Raw genomic sequence first — 14,094 nt, forward strand, 5'->3', positions numbered from 1 at the left:
TTTAGACGGCAGATTCAGGGACGTCCAGTGGTGAACGTGCCGATCTCACTAGGGGTTCTCCTGTAACCAGGCAAGAACTTCCTGGGCGTGTGTGTTCGGCGGAAAGATCGGATAGAACGTGTGCTCGGTCCGTCCGTCCCGGATGATGAGGGTCAGTCGCGAGTAAAGCCGCTCGTGTCCTGGCGCCGTGAATGTGGGGAGCCCCATCGCCTTCGCGAACAGGAACTGCGTGTCAGAGAGCATCACGAAAGGCAGCCGCAGTCGTTCGACTACCTCTGCCTGATATGCGGTGTCTTGACTGGATAGTCCGTATACCGCACTCGCGCCCGCGTCGAGCAAATCGGCGTGATGGTCCCGGAAGTCACACGCCTCCGTGGTGCACCCGCGAGCGCCCGGGATCGAATCCCATCCCTCAGGCATCTCGGTACCGGGCCGCCCCGTGAGCGGATACACATAAACCACAGTGCGCCCTGGCATTCTCCTTGGGGATCTTGCTAGCGATGCCGCAGCGATCAGATGGGTGCAACGATCAGGTGACAGTGCCCAACGCTATGCGGTACTTCGCGCTGTCATCACGCGTCGAGGCCGTCACGAGGAGTGCATTTTCGGTGATCCTGCGCGTGAACTCGCCCTCGCACGGAATCGTGACGATCTTCGTCACCCCTGTACGCCACGCCGCGATGAGAGCGGGCAGATCGCGCCATTCAGGGCTGTTCTCGAGTTTCTCCCGCACGTTGGCCATATGGGCGTTGATTCCCCGTTGCACCCACGTGTCGTAGGAGGGGTTGTCGAAAGCCTCACTACCGAACTCTTCTTGCCAGGTCGGACCGATGATCCGTCGAAGCAACTCGGCGCGCTGCGCAGATCCATCCGCAGTCCTCTGCAGGTCCTCGAAGAGTCCGTGATCGACCTCGGCGCCGGTGTGCGCGGCGACTGCGTGCCACACGCGCGGCCATGCCTCTTCCCATTCGGCACGTACCTCGGCGCTGACCAATGCATCCGCCACCGCCGGAGTGTCCACCAACCGTGGCGGCAGGTCATCACCGCGAGGCTGCAACTCATACGCTTCTCGCAGCCAGAGCAGATCCAGGAGATCAGTCGGTCTGTCGTCGACCGTGAAAGTCATGTCGTGCGGCCACGGATTGTCCGGAATCGGTTCAGTTGAACGCATGCTCTCCCCTGCTTTAACCTCATCCATGTTCGCCGACCCGCAGTCGCGAAGCAAGTGACACTCTTGTGCGCCCCGTCTGACCAGAGGCCTCAGGGCCTCGCCCAAGGCTCAGCGTAGGCTGAACCACATGGCCTATCGCCGGACAGATTCGACGGAGTTCGATCTGCGTCGTCGCCTCCCGCGGTGGGCGTTGCGGATGTTGGGCATCCCCGGCTCATCCTCATTGCATCGGTCACCGGCCGACGAAGATCAGCTCACGAAGATCAACGGCGCGGTCTCCCGGGCTCTCGGCTATACACCGTTCGAGGAGCAGGGCACCGCGGCATCCGCATTGCATAGCGGCCACGCCGTCGAGATGGACACCGGCGAAGGCAAGACCCTCGCCGGTGCAATGGCCGCCGCGATGTTCGCGCTGGAGGGCAGGCGCGTTCATGTGCTGTCGGTCAATGACTACTTGGCGCGACGAGATGCCGAATGGATGCGGCCGGTGTTCCATCTGCTCGGCCTGGAAGTCTCCTCAGTCGAGCAGTCCGCAAGCGCTGAAGAGCGACGCGCGGCGTATCGTGCGGACGTCGTGTACGCGTCATTCTCCGTGCTCGGATACGACGTACTGCGTGATCGTCAGGTGGAAGTTCTAGGGGATCGCGTCGATCCGCAGTTCGACGTCGGCATCGTTGACGAAGCTGATGCGGTGATGATCGACGAGGGTATGACACCGCTGGTGCTGGCCGGTTCCGATGAAGCGGCGTCTGGGACGCTGATCGAGGCCACCGCACTCGTGTCGCACCTGCAGCGAGGCATCCATTTCGAGGTCGATGCGGATCATGCGACCGTCTCGCTCACTGATGCAGGCATCGATCTCGTCGAGCAACATGCCGGAGGCGTGAATCTCTTCGATGAAGAGCACAGCGACCTGCTTACACGGGTGAATCTCGCCCTGCATGCGCAGGAACTCGTCCAGCGCGACGTCGACTACCTCGTCTCAGACGACGGCATCCGTCTGATCAACACGGCGCGGGGTCGCGTCGCACAGTTGCAGCGCTGGCCGGACGGTCTGCACGCTGCTGTTGAAGCGAAAGAGAACCTGCCGATCACACCGCCGGGGATCATCCTCGATCAGATCACAGTGCAGGATCTGCTGTTGCGCTTCCGCTCACTCGCGGGGATGAGCGGCACCATCCTGCCCGTCGCCGAAGAGCTGAAGGAGTTCTATCAGCTCGATTCAGGTCGCATCGAGCGGCACCGGCCGAACATCCGGCAGGATCTGCCCGCGCGCGTGTTCGTGACCGAAGACGACAAGACTGCGGCCGCCGTGGTTGAGATTCTGCGCCGGCACGGCGAGGGCCAACCCGTCCTCGTCGGAACTCAGAGCGTTTCAGAGTCCGAGGCACTCGCCGCACTGTTGCCGCGATCGCTCGGGGTACGTGTGCTGAATGCGCGCAACGATGCGCAGGAAGCGTCGATAATCGCACGCGCGGGCGAATATGGAGCGGTGACGATCTCGACACAAATGTCCGGTCGCGGAACAGACATCCGACTCGGTGGAGCAGACGAACGTGATCGTGAGCGAGTCGTGAAATCCGGTGGCCTGGCAGTGATCTCGACCGCGCTGTACCCGTCGGCTCGGCTAGATCTACAGCTTCGTGGGCGCGCCGGCAGGCAAGGGGATCCTGGGACGACTGTGGTCTTCGCGTCCCTGGAAGACCATTTCGTACAGGCGAATGCCACCGAGGGGACGCTGCGCCGCATCGAACGAGGCTCGACCGACGCTCCCACACGAGAACGAATCGCAAAGCAGGCACAGACGATCGCTGAGTCGGTGCGATTGGATCGGCATCGCAGCACGTGGCAGTACACGCGCGCGATCAGCCAGCAGCGCGAGAAGGTACTGCGCGTGCGTGAGGAGGCTTTGGTCGAATCTGATCAGACGCGCCGACTTGTGACTCTGTTCTCCCTTGACGAGCAATGGCAACAGCATCTGGCGCTGCTCAGCGAGATTCGCGACGGCATTCACCTTCGCAAGCTCGCGGGACAGAATCCGGTCGATGAGTTCCACCGCATCGCGCTACGCGAATTCGACGGCTTCTTCGCGGCAGTGGACGGCGCTGTGCACGATCGGATGCTGCAACTCGGCGACGGGACAGATGCTCTCGCCGAACTCGGGCTCCGCCGCCCCTCGGCGACATGGACGTACATGCTGCGAGACGACCCGATCGATGACGCGATGGGCCGTGCCGCCAGTGCAATTCGTCGTCGGTTTCGTGGGGCCGAGTCACGTAACACCACTGACCGAGGAAGAGCCACATGACGAATCCCTCACTAGCGGTCTGGCCTTCAAAAAGGGATCGATACCGTCGCTCGGAAATCACCGCTGTCATCGGACACGGCAACGCAGCATGGGAGCGAGCCACTCGCGATGTCATGAGCTGGCGGGTGAAGACGGCGAGCGGGTTCGAAGTGGATTCCAGCGGTCCCGTATCGGAAGGCGACCGTGTCCTGGTGACCACACGGCTGCTTGGCGTGACGATCGCCGAACCGGTGGAAGTCGTGACTGTCGTCCAGGAACCTGATCGAGCCGGTTTCGCATATCTGACCTTGCCCGGACACCCTGTCAGCGGCGAAGAAGCATTCATCGTGCACCGACATGGAGACAAGGTTTACCTCACGGTCCGCTCGCTCACCCGCGCCGCGCCACAACAGCCCTGGCGCGGCCTCTACCCGCTGTTACGGATCGCCCAACTGGTCGCCCGCAGGCGCTACCTGCGGGCACTTCAATGAACTAGCGGGCCAGGCGCACGTTGCGCAGTTCGCACAGCCCCTTGACCTTCAGCCCGGGTGAACGTTGATCATGGGTCTATGACGCAGTCTCGCGAATCTGACGGCCTCCAACGGCAGGTGAGCGCACAACCACCGCTTCAGACGATCACCACATTCGCACGAGCGGTCGGGCTGAGCGCGAGCGCGCTGCGCCAATACGGAGACAGCGGGCTGCTCTCACCCGCCGATGTCGAAGAACGCACCGGCTATCGGTACTACTCGCTCGATCAGCAGCAGCGTGCGATCTGGATTCGCCGCCTGCGGGACGCCGGGCTTCGCTTGGAACGAATCAGAGCGGTGTTCGAGAGCGATGCGGCGAGCGCCGAATCGATACTGGATGAGTGGCTTGCCGAAGCACATGGTCGAGCCGAATCGGCCGAAGCCCTGGTCGATGATCTGAAGCTCAGCCTACGAGCGCAAGTCGACACGAACCCCACGCGTCGCACGACGATCCGATTCGACGGGATAGTGCTTGCATCCGCGATCCGGCAGGTGATGCCTGCCAGCATGGATGCCGGAGATGAAAGCGGGCTCGACGATGTTCTTCTTGAGATCGAACCGGACTCTGTGGCGATCGTGGCAACTGACCGATACATCCTACTGACGCGAACCAATGTCCCCGCTGGCGTCGGTGGCCCGTCCGCCCGAGTGCGCGTCTCACCGTCGGCGGTAGTGGAATGGCTTCGAAATCGGCAAGAGGTCGACCTCGTCATCGACGTCCCGACGGGACGAGACCCTTATACGATCGGCGAGCTCAGCCGATTCCGCGATTTAGAGGGCGAGGAGCTAGTCCTGAGCGCGAAGCCCGACCGATTCCCCAGCGTGCACCGAGTTCTCGCCACGGAGGCGGTGGCGCCTACCCGGGCGCTGTTCCAACGGGACGACGTTCTGTGCCTTGCCGAGCAGTCTGAGGATCGAAGCGTTCTCCTTACTGCTGAGAGCGGATGCGCAAGACTCTCTTCCGGGGCGCTGATGGTGTCGGGATATGTGGTTGGCCCACTTCCCTCCCTCGAGATCTCTACGCACGCTTTGAGACGCATCGTTAGTGCGACCCTCGGCCACGAACTCGTGTGTGAGGCACGCGGACCAGACCAAGCTCTGATCTGGCGCTCCCCCGCCCAACCTGACTTCGCTGCGCTGGTCATGCCGCGCCACGTATGAGACCGCAGGGCGCCATGAGACCGCAGCGGATGCCGAGAGGGTTCAACGCCTGGGTTACGGCAACAGTCGGCTCTGAACTCGGTGCCAGTGTCCTCGCATTCGCCTTGACATGGACAGCATCCGGATACGGCCCACACGTCGCATCCGCAGTTCTCACGCTGACTGTGGCACCCGCGGTGCTCCTGGGACTTCTTGGCGGCGCTGTCGCTGACAGGTTCGGACCGCGCCTCGTCATGATCTTCGGCACGATTGCGATGCTGGTCATCAGTGCATGCCTCGCCATCGCCGTCATGTTCTGGGGTGTTCCTCCTGCGCTGTTGATGATCACCGCGGCGCTGATCGGCACCATCGCGGCATTCCATCGCCCGGCTGCGGGTGTCTTCCCACGGCTCTTCGTCACAGACGAGGCTCTCGGAGCAGCCATGGCGCGCGTGGGCATGGCGAGCCAACTCGCGCGCACGATCGCGCCACCCCTTGGCGGGCTGCTCATCGGCGTCATCGCGTTGAGCAGTGTCGCGTTGCTCGACGTACTGGCGGGTGTTGTGATGCTGTCGACGCTCCTGCTGATCCGCCCGCCTCGGGAACGGAAGCCGGAGTCCGAGGCAGTCACGCTCAGCGGGATCATCGCGGGCATCACAACGGCCAGAGCCACCAATGGTGCGCCAGCGCTGTTGGTATGCGTGGCGATCGTCGCAGGCGCAGTGATCCCGTCGGTTCTGCTCGGGATTCCCCTTGCCGCCCGAGAGCGAGGATGGTCAGCGTCCGAGGCGGGACTGATCGAAGCAGGCTGGATCGCCGGCGGTCTCATTTGTGGCGCATGGTTCGCATGGCGAGGCACCGCGTCCAAGGCGTGGCGTCCAATGGCGGCGGGCCCACTGATCGTCGCAGTTGGACTTGGAATCCTCGCGATCGCATCGAGTTGGATCTCTGCTGCGGCAGGCACAACACTGGTCGGGGTAGGGGTCGTAGTGTTCACCGCGCATGTCTTTCCGACATACATCCTGCTCGCGCCGCCGTCGATGGTTTCACGGTTCCAAAGCCTGCTGATATTCGTACAACTGGCCCCGCAACTCGTCGTGACCCCCTTGATCGGCGTCTTCGTCGCGGCCGCTGGTACCGCACCGATGATCGCGGCGTCAGGATTGATCGCGACGGTCGCCTCGCTCGTGGTCGTCACGGACAGGACGCTGCGAGCGTTCTCCACGGGCGGATGAGATGCGAGGCATCCCCATCGGACGATGGAGAGCGCTCAGCGCTGCGCGGCGATGAGTTCCCTTGCCGCTGGCGCGACCTCGGCGGCGTAGTACTCGATGGTGTTCGGATCATCGGCCACGAGGATGAAACCGGTGATGCCGTAGTCGTGAGTGAGGGTCGCGGCCTGCTCCGCCCAGTCTTTCGGCGGCCCGGAGAACAAGCCGCGGCTGGATGCCGTGAACTGGCCCGAGATATTCAGCAGCCGCCGCACCGCGCGCGGATTACGACCGGCACGTTCGGCTCCCTCGTCAATGTACTTGTTCATTTCGATCAGGTCTGAGGGCCCACCCTGCATGTATGCCAGCGAGGGAAGCCACCCGTCCCCGGCTCGCCCTGTGAGCCGCAGCATCCGTGGTTTGTATGCGCCGATCCACACGCCAATGTCGTGAGCGGGAGCCGGTCCCCGTTTGGCGCCGTTGGCCTGATAGAACTCGCCGTCGACGCGGACACCGCCGCGCTCCTCCGCATCCCAGATACCGCGGATGATCTGGATCGCCTCGTCCAGCGCTTGTACGCCCTGCCCAGGAGTGAGCCGGCGTCCACCCATCGCCTCGATAGCGTCCCAGAATCCGCCGGAGCCGATACCCAGTTCGAATCGACCGCCGCTGAGCAGATCGAGGCTCGCGGCGCTGCGGGCAAGCACAGCCGGCTGCCGCAGCGGCAGGTTGAGCACGTTTCCGCTCACACGGATGTGCTCGGTGCGGGCCGCGACGTACGACAACAGCGTCCAGGTGTCATGAAATCTCGGCTGGTACGGGTGATCTTGGAACGTGACGAGGTCGAGCCCCGCCCGATCCGCGACAACCGCCAGATCCACGGCCTGCATGACCGGCTGGTTGGTCGGTGTGATGAAGACCCCGAACAACGGGTCGTGTCCGTAATCCGTCATGATGCGCTCCGTACTTCGTTGTCGACGACGTTGAAGTTGTCATTGAACAGGTTGTCGGGATCGTACTCAGCTTTAAGACGACGAAGCCTGGCGAGGGTTCTCGGCGGGAAAGCGTCTTCGATGCGCGCAGGGTCCTGGTCGGTTTCGAAACTCAGGTAGAGCCCCTCGAAGTGCGGGTACAGCTCCGCCCACTGCGCATCCAGCCGTTCCCGCCGCGAGGCGAGGGCCACGACGGAGAAGTTCGCCGACCGGTGGGCATACGCCGTGGCATCCGGATCGACGTCAGAAATCGCGCCGCCGACGGAGCGCACCTGGAAGAAGTGGGTTGCTCCACTGTGGATGAGCCGCGACGCCGATCGGGCGAATTCGGGCGTGATGTGCTCGATGAATCCCGAGCGGGAAATGGGCTCGCCTTGGCCCTGGTTGCTCTGCCCAGCCGCGTTGGACATGACTGCGCGGTAGGTCGTCAGCTGCACCGACTGCTGATGCAGGAGCGAGATATTGGCGAATGGCTGCAGTCGCTGCACGATCACTTCCGGATCACCGGAGTCGACCATCGTCATCACCGATGCGATCGCCGGCTCACCAGGGCGCGGGGCACCGAGAATGAGGAAGCTCGTAGTGTCACGCGGTGCAGCCTCGACCGTGGCTCCCCATTTCTGCAGGAAGTCCGCGGTGTCACCCGCATCCATTACGAACTGGGCCCACCCGACATCGGCGACCTCGTCGACCTCGAACTCGAATGCCGTGACGATGCCGAAGTTCGCACCGGCGCCGCGGACGGCCCAGAACAGGTCCTCGTTCTCGGTGGCATTTGCTCGCACCACCGCGCCGTCCGCCAGCACGATCTCGACCTCACGCAGATGGTCGATGGTGAGTCCATGCTCGCGCCCGAGGAACCCGATACCGCCGGTCGTGGCGAGCCCGCCGACGCCCACTCCCCCGTAATCTCCCGAGCTCAACGCCCAGCCATGCTCGGACAGCACGGCAGCGACATCCATCCATCGCGCTCCGGGTTCGATCCGAACGAGGCGCGCCTCGACGTCGAGCACCTCGATTGCGTTCAGCCGGGACACGTCGATGACGATGCCATCACGGTTCGTCGAGCGTCCGCTGATCCCGTGTCCCCCACTGCGGATTCCGAGCGGGAGATCAGGATGCTTCCGCGCGAAGCGGATGGCGTCGACAACCCCCGCGGTGTCGCGCGGCTGGATCACGAGTCCGGGTGCACCTCCTCGCAAGTAGGTGGAACGCACCGCCCCATAGCCCACGTCGCCGGGCTCGATCACGTGATCGGCAATGCTCACTGGCACTTCTTCGTATGCAATGCCAGGTGCACGACGTGCGCGCACGGATGCGCGCCGTATCTTGCCACCGGCGAGGCTGCCCGGCAACGCAAGATCGGCCGCAGTACGAAGGCCCGGGATCACTTCCTCGGCGAACTGCTGCATCGTCGCCGGATCATCCGTTTCGAGGATGAATGTGCCCGCCCCATCGTCTACGACGAACGGCAGCAGCTCCTCGACCCACTGTGTGCTGGGGCCGACGAGGAACCCCGTTCCCGAGGAGCGGAAGTCGCCGGAGATGTTCACCAGTCGACGGATCTCGCGGGGATCCCGTCCCGCCTGCTTCGCCGCTTCGTCGATCGCCTGGTTCGCGGCCGCGAACTGGCCGGGGATCATTTCCGCGGCTGATGACAGCCAGCCATCAGACTCGCGACCGACCAGCCGCAGCAACTGCTGATCCAGGCCGGCAAGCCAGATCGGCACCTCATGTGCCGGCTCCGGACCGCGAGGCGTGCCCTCGACGCGGTAGTAGTCACCGGAATATCGCAGGTTTCCCTGCTCGGAAGACCACATGTTGCGGATGATCTCGACGACCTCTTCGACCGCGTCTGCGGCCTGAGTCGTCGTAAGTATGTGATCAGATCCCCGCGCATCCCACGCCGTCCCCGCGCCAAGCGCCAGCGAGAAGCGACCTCCGGACAGGAGATCCAGGCTTGCCGAGGCGCGCGCAGTCACCGCCGGAGTGCGAATGGGCGTGCTCATGACGTTCGCGGAAATGCGGATGCTGTTGGTGCGGCCCGCTATCCACGACATGAGCGTCCACGCGTCGAGGAGCTCAGGTTGATCGGGTTCCTCCCGCACCGTGACGATGTCGTAGCCGTACCGCTCGCTCAAAACTGCGCGCTCCACCACCGCGCCTGAGGATGCAGATGCCGGGTTGATCAGCGTGCCGAATTCCAGCGGATGACCGTAGTTCATGAGGAATGTACCTCGTGCGAGACGATGTGAATCAGAGCGATAGGCATGTATTCAGTTTCTTGAGAGGGCGGCAACTTCGCGGGCTTGCGCGACGATCAGCTATTGATCTCAACAGTTCCAGCCCTCGCGTATTCCATGTCCGCGCATGCACTACCGAGGACCGATCTCCGAATGCATCGTCGCGCGGGGCCACCCGCTTAGTTCTCCAGAATCTGCGCCGAACACGCGCCGTCAATCCCGGCGGTGAGCATCACAACCTGCCCATTGAGGATGCGCGGGCAACTGGCACCCGTGGCCGCTTCCACGCCAGCACGGATGAAGGTGCCGTGAGCAACGACCACGGTCAGCCCTTCCCTGCCGAGGACTGATTCCAGTGCCGCTCGTGCACGCTGCTGGAGGTCATCCCATGACTCTGCGCCTGGGTAGTCGCCCGACACCCAGCGCTCGCTCGCCTGACTCACCAGCATCCCCTCGGCGTCGCCGAAGTCGCGTTCCACGAAGGCGTCATCGATCTCGAGGCCGGGCACACTGATGCGGGACTGGATGATCTGAGCCGTCTCAACTGCCCGCTGTAGTGGGGAACTCACGATTCGGTCCCAGCTCCCCCGCGCCAGCAGACGACCGGCCACGTCTGCCTGATCACGTCCGTGATCGTCCAGAGGGATGTCTGTGCGACCCTGCAGCCGCCGCTCCTGATTCCACGCGGTGCGGCCGTGCCGCACGAGCGCGACCGTCACGACGCCACCGAATTCAGAGCGGCCGCATGCGCGCCAGTATCGCGAGGATAAAGATGGGCCGATCGAATACTCATCGACACACGATCGCCCACGGCGAGGCGGACGCCCGTCGTCTGTGCCCGGAGCTTCAGTCCGCGCCACTCAACGACGATGTCGCTCCCATCGCGCAAGAACAGAGCAGAGCGCACCGTGGCGTCGCCTGCACCGTCAAGACGCACGTCGATATCGGCTGGCATGATGGCGGCACTCACCTCACCGCGCATCGTCTGTGTGGTCGAGTCGAGCGGAAAGTGAAGCGGATGCTCTGTAGCGGCGAAGCCCGTCGCATCCGCTGTTCCCTCCACAATGGTTGCGTCGGAGAGGAACTTCGCGACGAATGCCGACGCGGGTCGAGTCAGCAGAGCCTCGGGAGTGTCCACCTGCTGGATCCGCCCTGAGTCCAGCACCACGACACGATCCGCCAGCGCGAGAGCCTCAGATCGATCGTGGGTCACATGCACGACCGTGAGTCCCAGCTCGCGCGTGAGAGTGCGCAACTCCAGACGAAGCCGGTCGCGCAGCGGCTCGTCCAAGGCCGAGAGAGCCTCGTCAAGCAGGAGTACACGCGGCTGCGCCACCAATGCACGCGCCAGTGCGACCCGCTGCCGTTGCCCGCCGGAGAGTGTCGCGGGGTCGCGTCGCTCATATCCGGCCAGACCCACGAGTTCTAACGTCTCCGCGACACGGCGAGTGCGCTCGGGCTTTCGGACACCGGCTCGCCGCAGCGGGTAGTCGACGTTACGGCCGACGCTCCAGTGCGGCCATACGGCGTGCTGCTGAAACACCATGCCGAGTGAGCGCGACTCTGGCGGCACGAATGCGTCACCGCCGGCGACCTGCTTCTCGCCGATGCGGATGCGACCGCTCGTCGGCGACAGAAACCCTGCAACGGTGCGAAGCAGTGTGGTCTTGCCAGACCCGGACGGACCCACGAGGGCGAGAAACTCACCATCGGCGATCTCCAGATCGATGTCGGCCAGACCCTGCGCCCCGGACGGGTAGCGCATGGAGACGGAATCGAGAGTGACGGATGCCACGATCAGCCTTTCGCGATGGCGGAGCGGCCGGTGACCACTCCGATGAAGGCGACGCCGAGGACGGCGACGACGAGGGACAGGGCAGATGCCGTGTTGAACGCACCCGATTGCTGCAGGTTGAAGATCGCCACGCCGAGCGTCTGCGAACCAGGGGAAAGCAGCAGCACCGAAAGGGTGAGCTCGCGCACCGCGGTCACCGCGACGATCACGGCACCTGAGATTGCCGCAGGCAGCGCCAGTCGAGACGAGATGTCGATCAGGGATCGCAGACGACCAGCACCGGAGATACGGGCTGCCTCTTCCGCGCTTGTCGGCGTGCCGGCCAGCGGCGCGGTCACCGACTGCAGCACGATCGCGGTGAACGAGGTTATGTATGCGCACAGGATCAGCCACGGCGTGTTGAACAACCCGATGCGCGGGGCGAGCACGAGCCACGCGACCGCGAGGACGATTCCGGGGATGGCCTGGGGCAGCATCGTGAGCGCATGCAGCGCACGTGAACCACGCACGCGGGTGCGAGTCGCAATGACACCGATTCCGAGGCCGAGCGCACCGCAGATGATCGCGGCGAGCGTCGCCAGCATGATCGAGTTGGATGCTCCGGCGAGCGCGTTCGCGGAGGTGACCGCCGTGACGAGGTGATCGAGTGTGAGGTTCTCGAAGGTCACGGGAACGCCCGGCGCTTTCAAGAGGGTCTGGGTGAGCAGGGCGAGCAGCGGCAGCACCGTGACCGTGAGCACAACGACCCACATCGTCAGGCTGACAGGTCTGCGGGCCCGGCCGAGTTCGAGCTCCTGAGGTGGGGATGCCGAAGCATCCAACTCCCACCCTCCCCTGCCGATGAGTAGATCCAGCAGCAGCCCAAGGAGCGCAATCACAAGAAGGACGACGCCGATCGCGGAAACGACAGCCAGCGGATCGTCGACCGTGCCCGATTGCAGGAACCGGTAGACGAGTGTCGCAAGCGTGGTGAACCGTTCCGGCAGGCCGATGATCGACGGGATCCCGAAATCAGCGAGGTTACCGACGGCGACGAGCACAAACGAAGACAGCAACGCGGGGCGCAGCAGGGGCACCGTGATGGCGAACAGGCTGCGCAGTGGCCCCGAGCCCGCAATGCGGGCGGCCTGCTCCAGGTCGGCAGGCACGCGGCGCAATGCCGCCGTGACGATCAGCATCACGATCGGATAGCTGTGCACAGTCAAGAGGAGGATGACGCCGTCTGCGCCGTAGATCGACCAGAGCGGGCCACCGAACATGTCACGCCACCAAATGTTGATGGGTGCTGTTGGGCCGGCAATGCCGAGCCAAGCGATCGCCCCGACAAAAGGTGGCATGAGCAACGGCGTCATCGCCAGCAGACGCAACGCACGTCGCCCGACGAGGTCCGTACGCTCCAACAGGATCGCGAATGCCGCGCCCACCACCATTGCCGCCGCGGCGGACGCGACCGCAGAGACCAGACTGTTGACGCTCGCCTCTAGCACCTCATCATCGAGCAGGATCCCGAATTGACTGCCCGCGAAGGCGAGCACGAGGATCGCGCCGAGAGGGACGAGCACGACGGCCGCAACTGCCACCCAGAGCACAATCGCCAGCGCGCTGATGCCGTCCGGACGCGCGGAACCGCGGGCACGGCGTTGCGCCGTGCCCGCGGTCGTGGTGATGCTCGTGCTCACTAGAGGAAGAGCGACCGGAAGAGCTCGACCGCGCTGTCCTGGGTGGACTGGATGGTCTCCAGCTCAGGGCTGAGGATGGCGATCTCGTCCATCGCCGGCGCGCCCTCAGGCGTTCCCGCGTCAGCGCGCACCGGCAGGTAGGACTGCGCGACCGCGAGTTCCTGTCCGGCCTTGCTCACGAGGAAGTCGACAAACGCCTGCGAGGCTGCCTCATCATCGGTGTCAGCGAAGATGCCGACCGGCTGCGAGACGTACGGCACGCCCTCCTCCGGGTAGGACACGGCGATGGGTGAGCCCTGGGCCGCGAGCTCGCGCACCAAGTAGTCGACCACGACACCCACCGGCTGTGCACCGGTGGCGACGGCCTGCGAGACAGGGCCATTGCTGTCGGCAATGACCGGACGGTTCTCGGAAAGGGCGGTCAGCCATTCCTCACCCAATGCGGGCTCGTCAAGCCACACAGCTGCGTTGTACGCCGCGGCACCCGAGACATCCGGGTTCGGCATGACGATCTTGTCTGCGTACTCAGCGTCTGTGAGCTCTGCCCACGAGGTCGGCGGCGCCTCGATCATGCCGGTGTTGTACGCAATGACGGTGGGGATGATCCGGGTGCCGACGTAGAAGCCCTCCGGGTCGACGACGTCAGGGTTGATGGCGTCGATGTCTGCCGGGGTGTACTCCAGCAGAAGGTCTTCGGCCGCGTAGTTCTCGAAGGTCGCGGCGTCAGCGGCGAGGAAGACGTCGGCCTGGATGCCGCCTGCGGTCTGCTCGGCGGCGACGCGGGTGGTGAGGTCGCCGGTGCCAGCGCGGAACACCTCGACAGTGATCTCGGGGTGAATCTCGTTGAAGGCGGCGACGAGCTCGTCCGCCTTCTCCTGCGGTTCCGACGTGTACAGCGTGATGGTGGTCGGGTCAGGCGCTGCCGATGTTGTCGGAGCGGGATCCGTGGTGGGGTCGGCAGCTGGCGTGCTGCTGCATCCCGCCAGGACGATTGCGGTCAGGCCCATCGCGGTCAGGGCTGCGGTCTTCCGGTACTGGAACATGTG

General features: G+C 64.3%; 12 protein-coding genes. 4 read left to right on the forward strand and 8 right to left on the reverse strand.

The genetic code is table 11. The features are described from left to right. Window positions 1-48: 48 nt before the first annotated feature. Window positions 49-477 (reverse strand): peroxiredoxin, encoded by a 429-nt coding sequence (locus AC1C2Q_RS01710; RefSeq protein WP_495448760.1) that lies wholly within the window; start codon window positions 475-477, stop codon window positions 49-51. 52 nt (window positions 478-529) lie between these two features. Beyond that, window positions 530-1,171, reverse strand: a complete 642-nt coding sequence (locus AC1C2Q_RS01715; RefSeq protein WP_495448761.1) for a hypothetical protein — start codon at window positions 1,169-1,171, stop codon at window positions 530-532. Window positions 1,172-1,298: 127 nt separating this feature from the next. Here AC1C2Q_RS01715 and AC1C2Q_RS01720 point away from each other — a divergent pair, with 127 nt between their 5' ends. The 4 genes from AC1C2Q_RS01720 to AC1C2Q_RS01735 all read left to right on the forward strand — a co-directional run bounded on the left by AC1C2Q_RS01720 (window position 1,299) and on the right by AC1C2Q_RS01735 (window position 6,363). After that, window positions 1,299-3,479: a preprotein translocase subunit SecA gene (locus AC1C2Q_RS01720; protein WP_495448762.1), complete on the forward strand. Its 2,181-nt coding sequence runs from the start codon at window positions 1,299-1,301 to the stop codon at window positions 3,477-3,479. Continuing rightward, the gene (locus AC1C2Q_RS01725; protein ID WP_495448763.1) at window positions 3,476-3,949 is read left to right on the forward strand and encodes a DUF1990 domain-containing protein; all 474 of its coding nucleotides are present in this window, start codon (window positions 3,476-3,478) and stop codon (window positions 3,947-3,949) included. The genes AC1C2Q_RS01720 and AC1C2Q_RS01725 overlap by 4 nt, the downstream gene beginning before the upstream one ends. 78 nt (window positions 3,950-4,027) lie before the next feature. Further along, a complete protein-coding gene (locus AC1C2Q_RS01730) occupies window positions 4,028-5,149 on the forward strand; it encodes a MerR family transcriptional regulator (protein ID WP_495448764.1) in 1,122 nt (373 codons plus the stop codon). A 14-nt stretch (window positions 5,150-5,163) separates the two neighbouring features. Beyond that, on the forward strand, window positions 5,164-6,363 hold the full coding sequence (locus AC1C2Q_RS01735; protein WP_495448765.1) for an MFS transporter: 1,200 nt from the start codon (window positions 5,164-5,166) through the stop codon (window positions 6,361-6,363). A 35-nt stretch (window positions 6,364-6,398) separates the two neighbouring features. On the opposite strand, the gene AC1C2Q_RS01740 is transcribed toward AC1C2Q_RS01735, so the two are convergent. The 6 genes from AC1C2Q_RS01740 to AC1C2Q_RS01765 all read right to left on the reverse strand — a co-directional run bounded on the left by AC1C2Q_RS01740 (window position 6,399) and on the right by AC1C2Q_RS01765 (window position 14,091). Continuing rightward, complete coding sequence (locus AC1C2Q_RS01740; RefSeq protein ID WP_495448766.1) at window positions 6,399-7,292, reverse strand: LLM class flavin-dependent oxidoreductase; 894 nt, start codon at window positions 7,290-7,292, stop codon at window positions 6,399-6,401. Further along, on the reverse strand, window positions 7,289-9,556 hold the full coding sequence (locus tag AC1C2Q_RS01745; protein WP_495448767.1) for an LLM class flavin-dependent oxidoreductase: 2,268 nt from the start codon (window positions 9,554-9,556) through the stop codon (window positions 7,289-7,291). The genes AC1C2Q_RS01740 and AC1C2Q_RS01745 overlap by 4 nt, the downstream gene beginning before the upstream one ends. A gap of 197 nt (window positions 9,557-9,753) precedes the next feature. Then, the gene (locus AC1C2Q_RS01750) at window positions 9,754-10,293 is read right to left on the reverse strand and encodes a histidine phosphatase family protein (protein ID WP_495448768.1); all 540 of its coding nucleotides are present in this window, start codon (window positions 10,291-10,293) and stop codon (window positions 9,754-9,756) included. After that, window positions 10,290-11,369, reverse strand: a complete 1,080-nt coding sequence (locus AC1C2Q_RS01755) for an ABC transporter ATP-binding protein (RefSeq protein WP_495448769.1) — start codon at window positions 11,367-11,369, stop codon at window positions 10,290-10,292. Before AC1C2Q_RS01755 ends, AC1C2Q_RS01750 begins: the two co-directional genes overlap by 4 nt. Window positions 11,370-11,371: 2 nt before the next feature. Continuing rightward, window positions 11,372-13,048 carry an ABC transporter permease gene (locus AC1C2Q_RS01760; protein WP_495448770.1) on the reverse strand — a complete coding sequence of 559 codons (1,677 nt, stop codon included), beginning with the start codon at window positions 13,046-13,048 and terminating at the stop codon, window positions 11,372-11,374. Beyond that, a complete protein-coding gene (locus AC1C2Q_RS01765) occupies window positions 13,048-14,091 on the reverse strand; it encodes an ABC transporter substrate-binding protein (RefSeq protein ID WP_495448771.1) in 1,044 nt (347 codons plus the stop codon). The genes AC1C2Q_RS01760 and AC1C2Q_RS01765 overlap by 1 nt, the downstream gene beginning before the upstream one ends. Window positions 14,092-14,094 lie beyond the last annotated feature (3 nt).

Source organism: Microbacterium sp. Y356, assembly GCF_059445355.1.

Excerpts from the sequence above, each read along its gene's own strand:
- AC1C2Q_RS01730 (WP_495448764.1), top strand. The coding sequence starts at position 4,028 with ATGACGCAGTCTCGCGAATCTGACGGCCTCCAACGGCAGGTGAGCGCA.
- AC1C2Q_RS01745 (WP_495448767.1), bottom strand. The coding sequence starts at position 9,556 with ATGAACTACGGTCATCCGCTGGAATTCGGCACGCTGATCAACCCGGCA.
- AC1C2Q_RS01735 (WP_495448765.1), top strand. The coding sequence starts at position 5,164 with ATGAGACCGCAGCGGATGCCGAGAGGGTTCAACGCCTGGGTTACGGCA.
- AC1C2Q_RS01720 (WP_495448762.1), top strand. The coding sequence starts at position 1,299 with ATGGCCTATCGCCGGACAGATTCGACGGAGTTCGATCTGCGTCGTCGC.
- AC1C2Q_RS01765 (WP_495448771.1), bottom strand. The coding sequence starts at position 14,091 with ATGTTCCAGTACCGGAAGACCGCAGCCCTGACCGCGATGGGCCTGACC.
- AC1C2Q_RS01740 (WP_495448766.1), bottom strand. The coding sequence starts at position 7,292 with ATGACGGATTACGGACACGACCCGTTGTTCGGGGTCTTCATCACACCG.
- AC1C2Q_RS01725 (WP_495448763.1), top strand. The coding sequence starts at position 3,476 with ATGACGAATCCCTCACTAGCGGTCTGGCCTTCAAAAAGGGATCGATAC.
- AC1C2Q_RS01715 (WP_495448761.1), bottom strand. The coding sequence starts at position 1,171 with ATGCGTTCAACTGAACCGATTCCGGACAATCCGTGGCCGCACGACATG.
- AC1C2Q_RS01710 (WP_495448760.1), bottom strand. The coding sequence starts at position 477 with ATGCCAGGGCGCACTGTGGTTTATGTGTATCCGCTCACGGGGCGGCCC.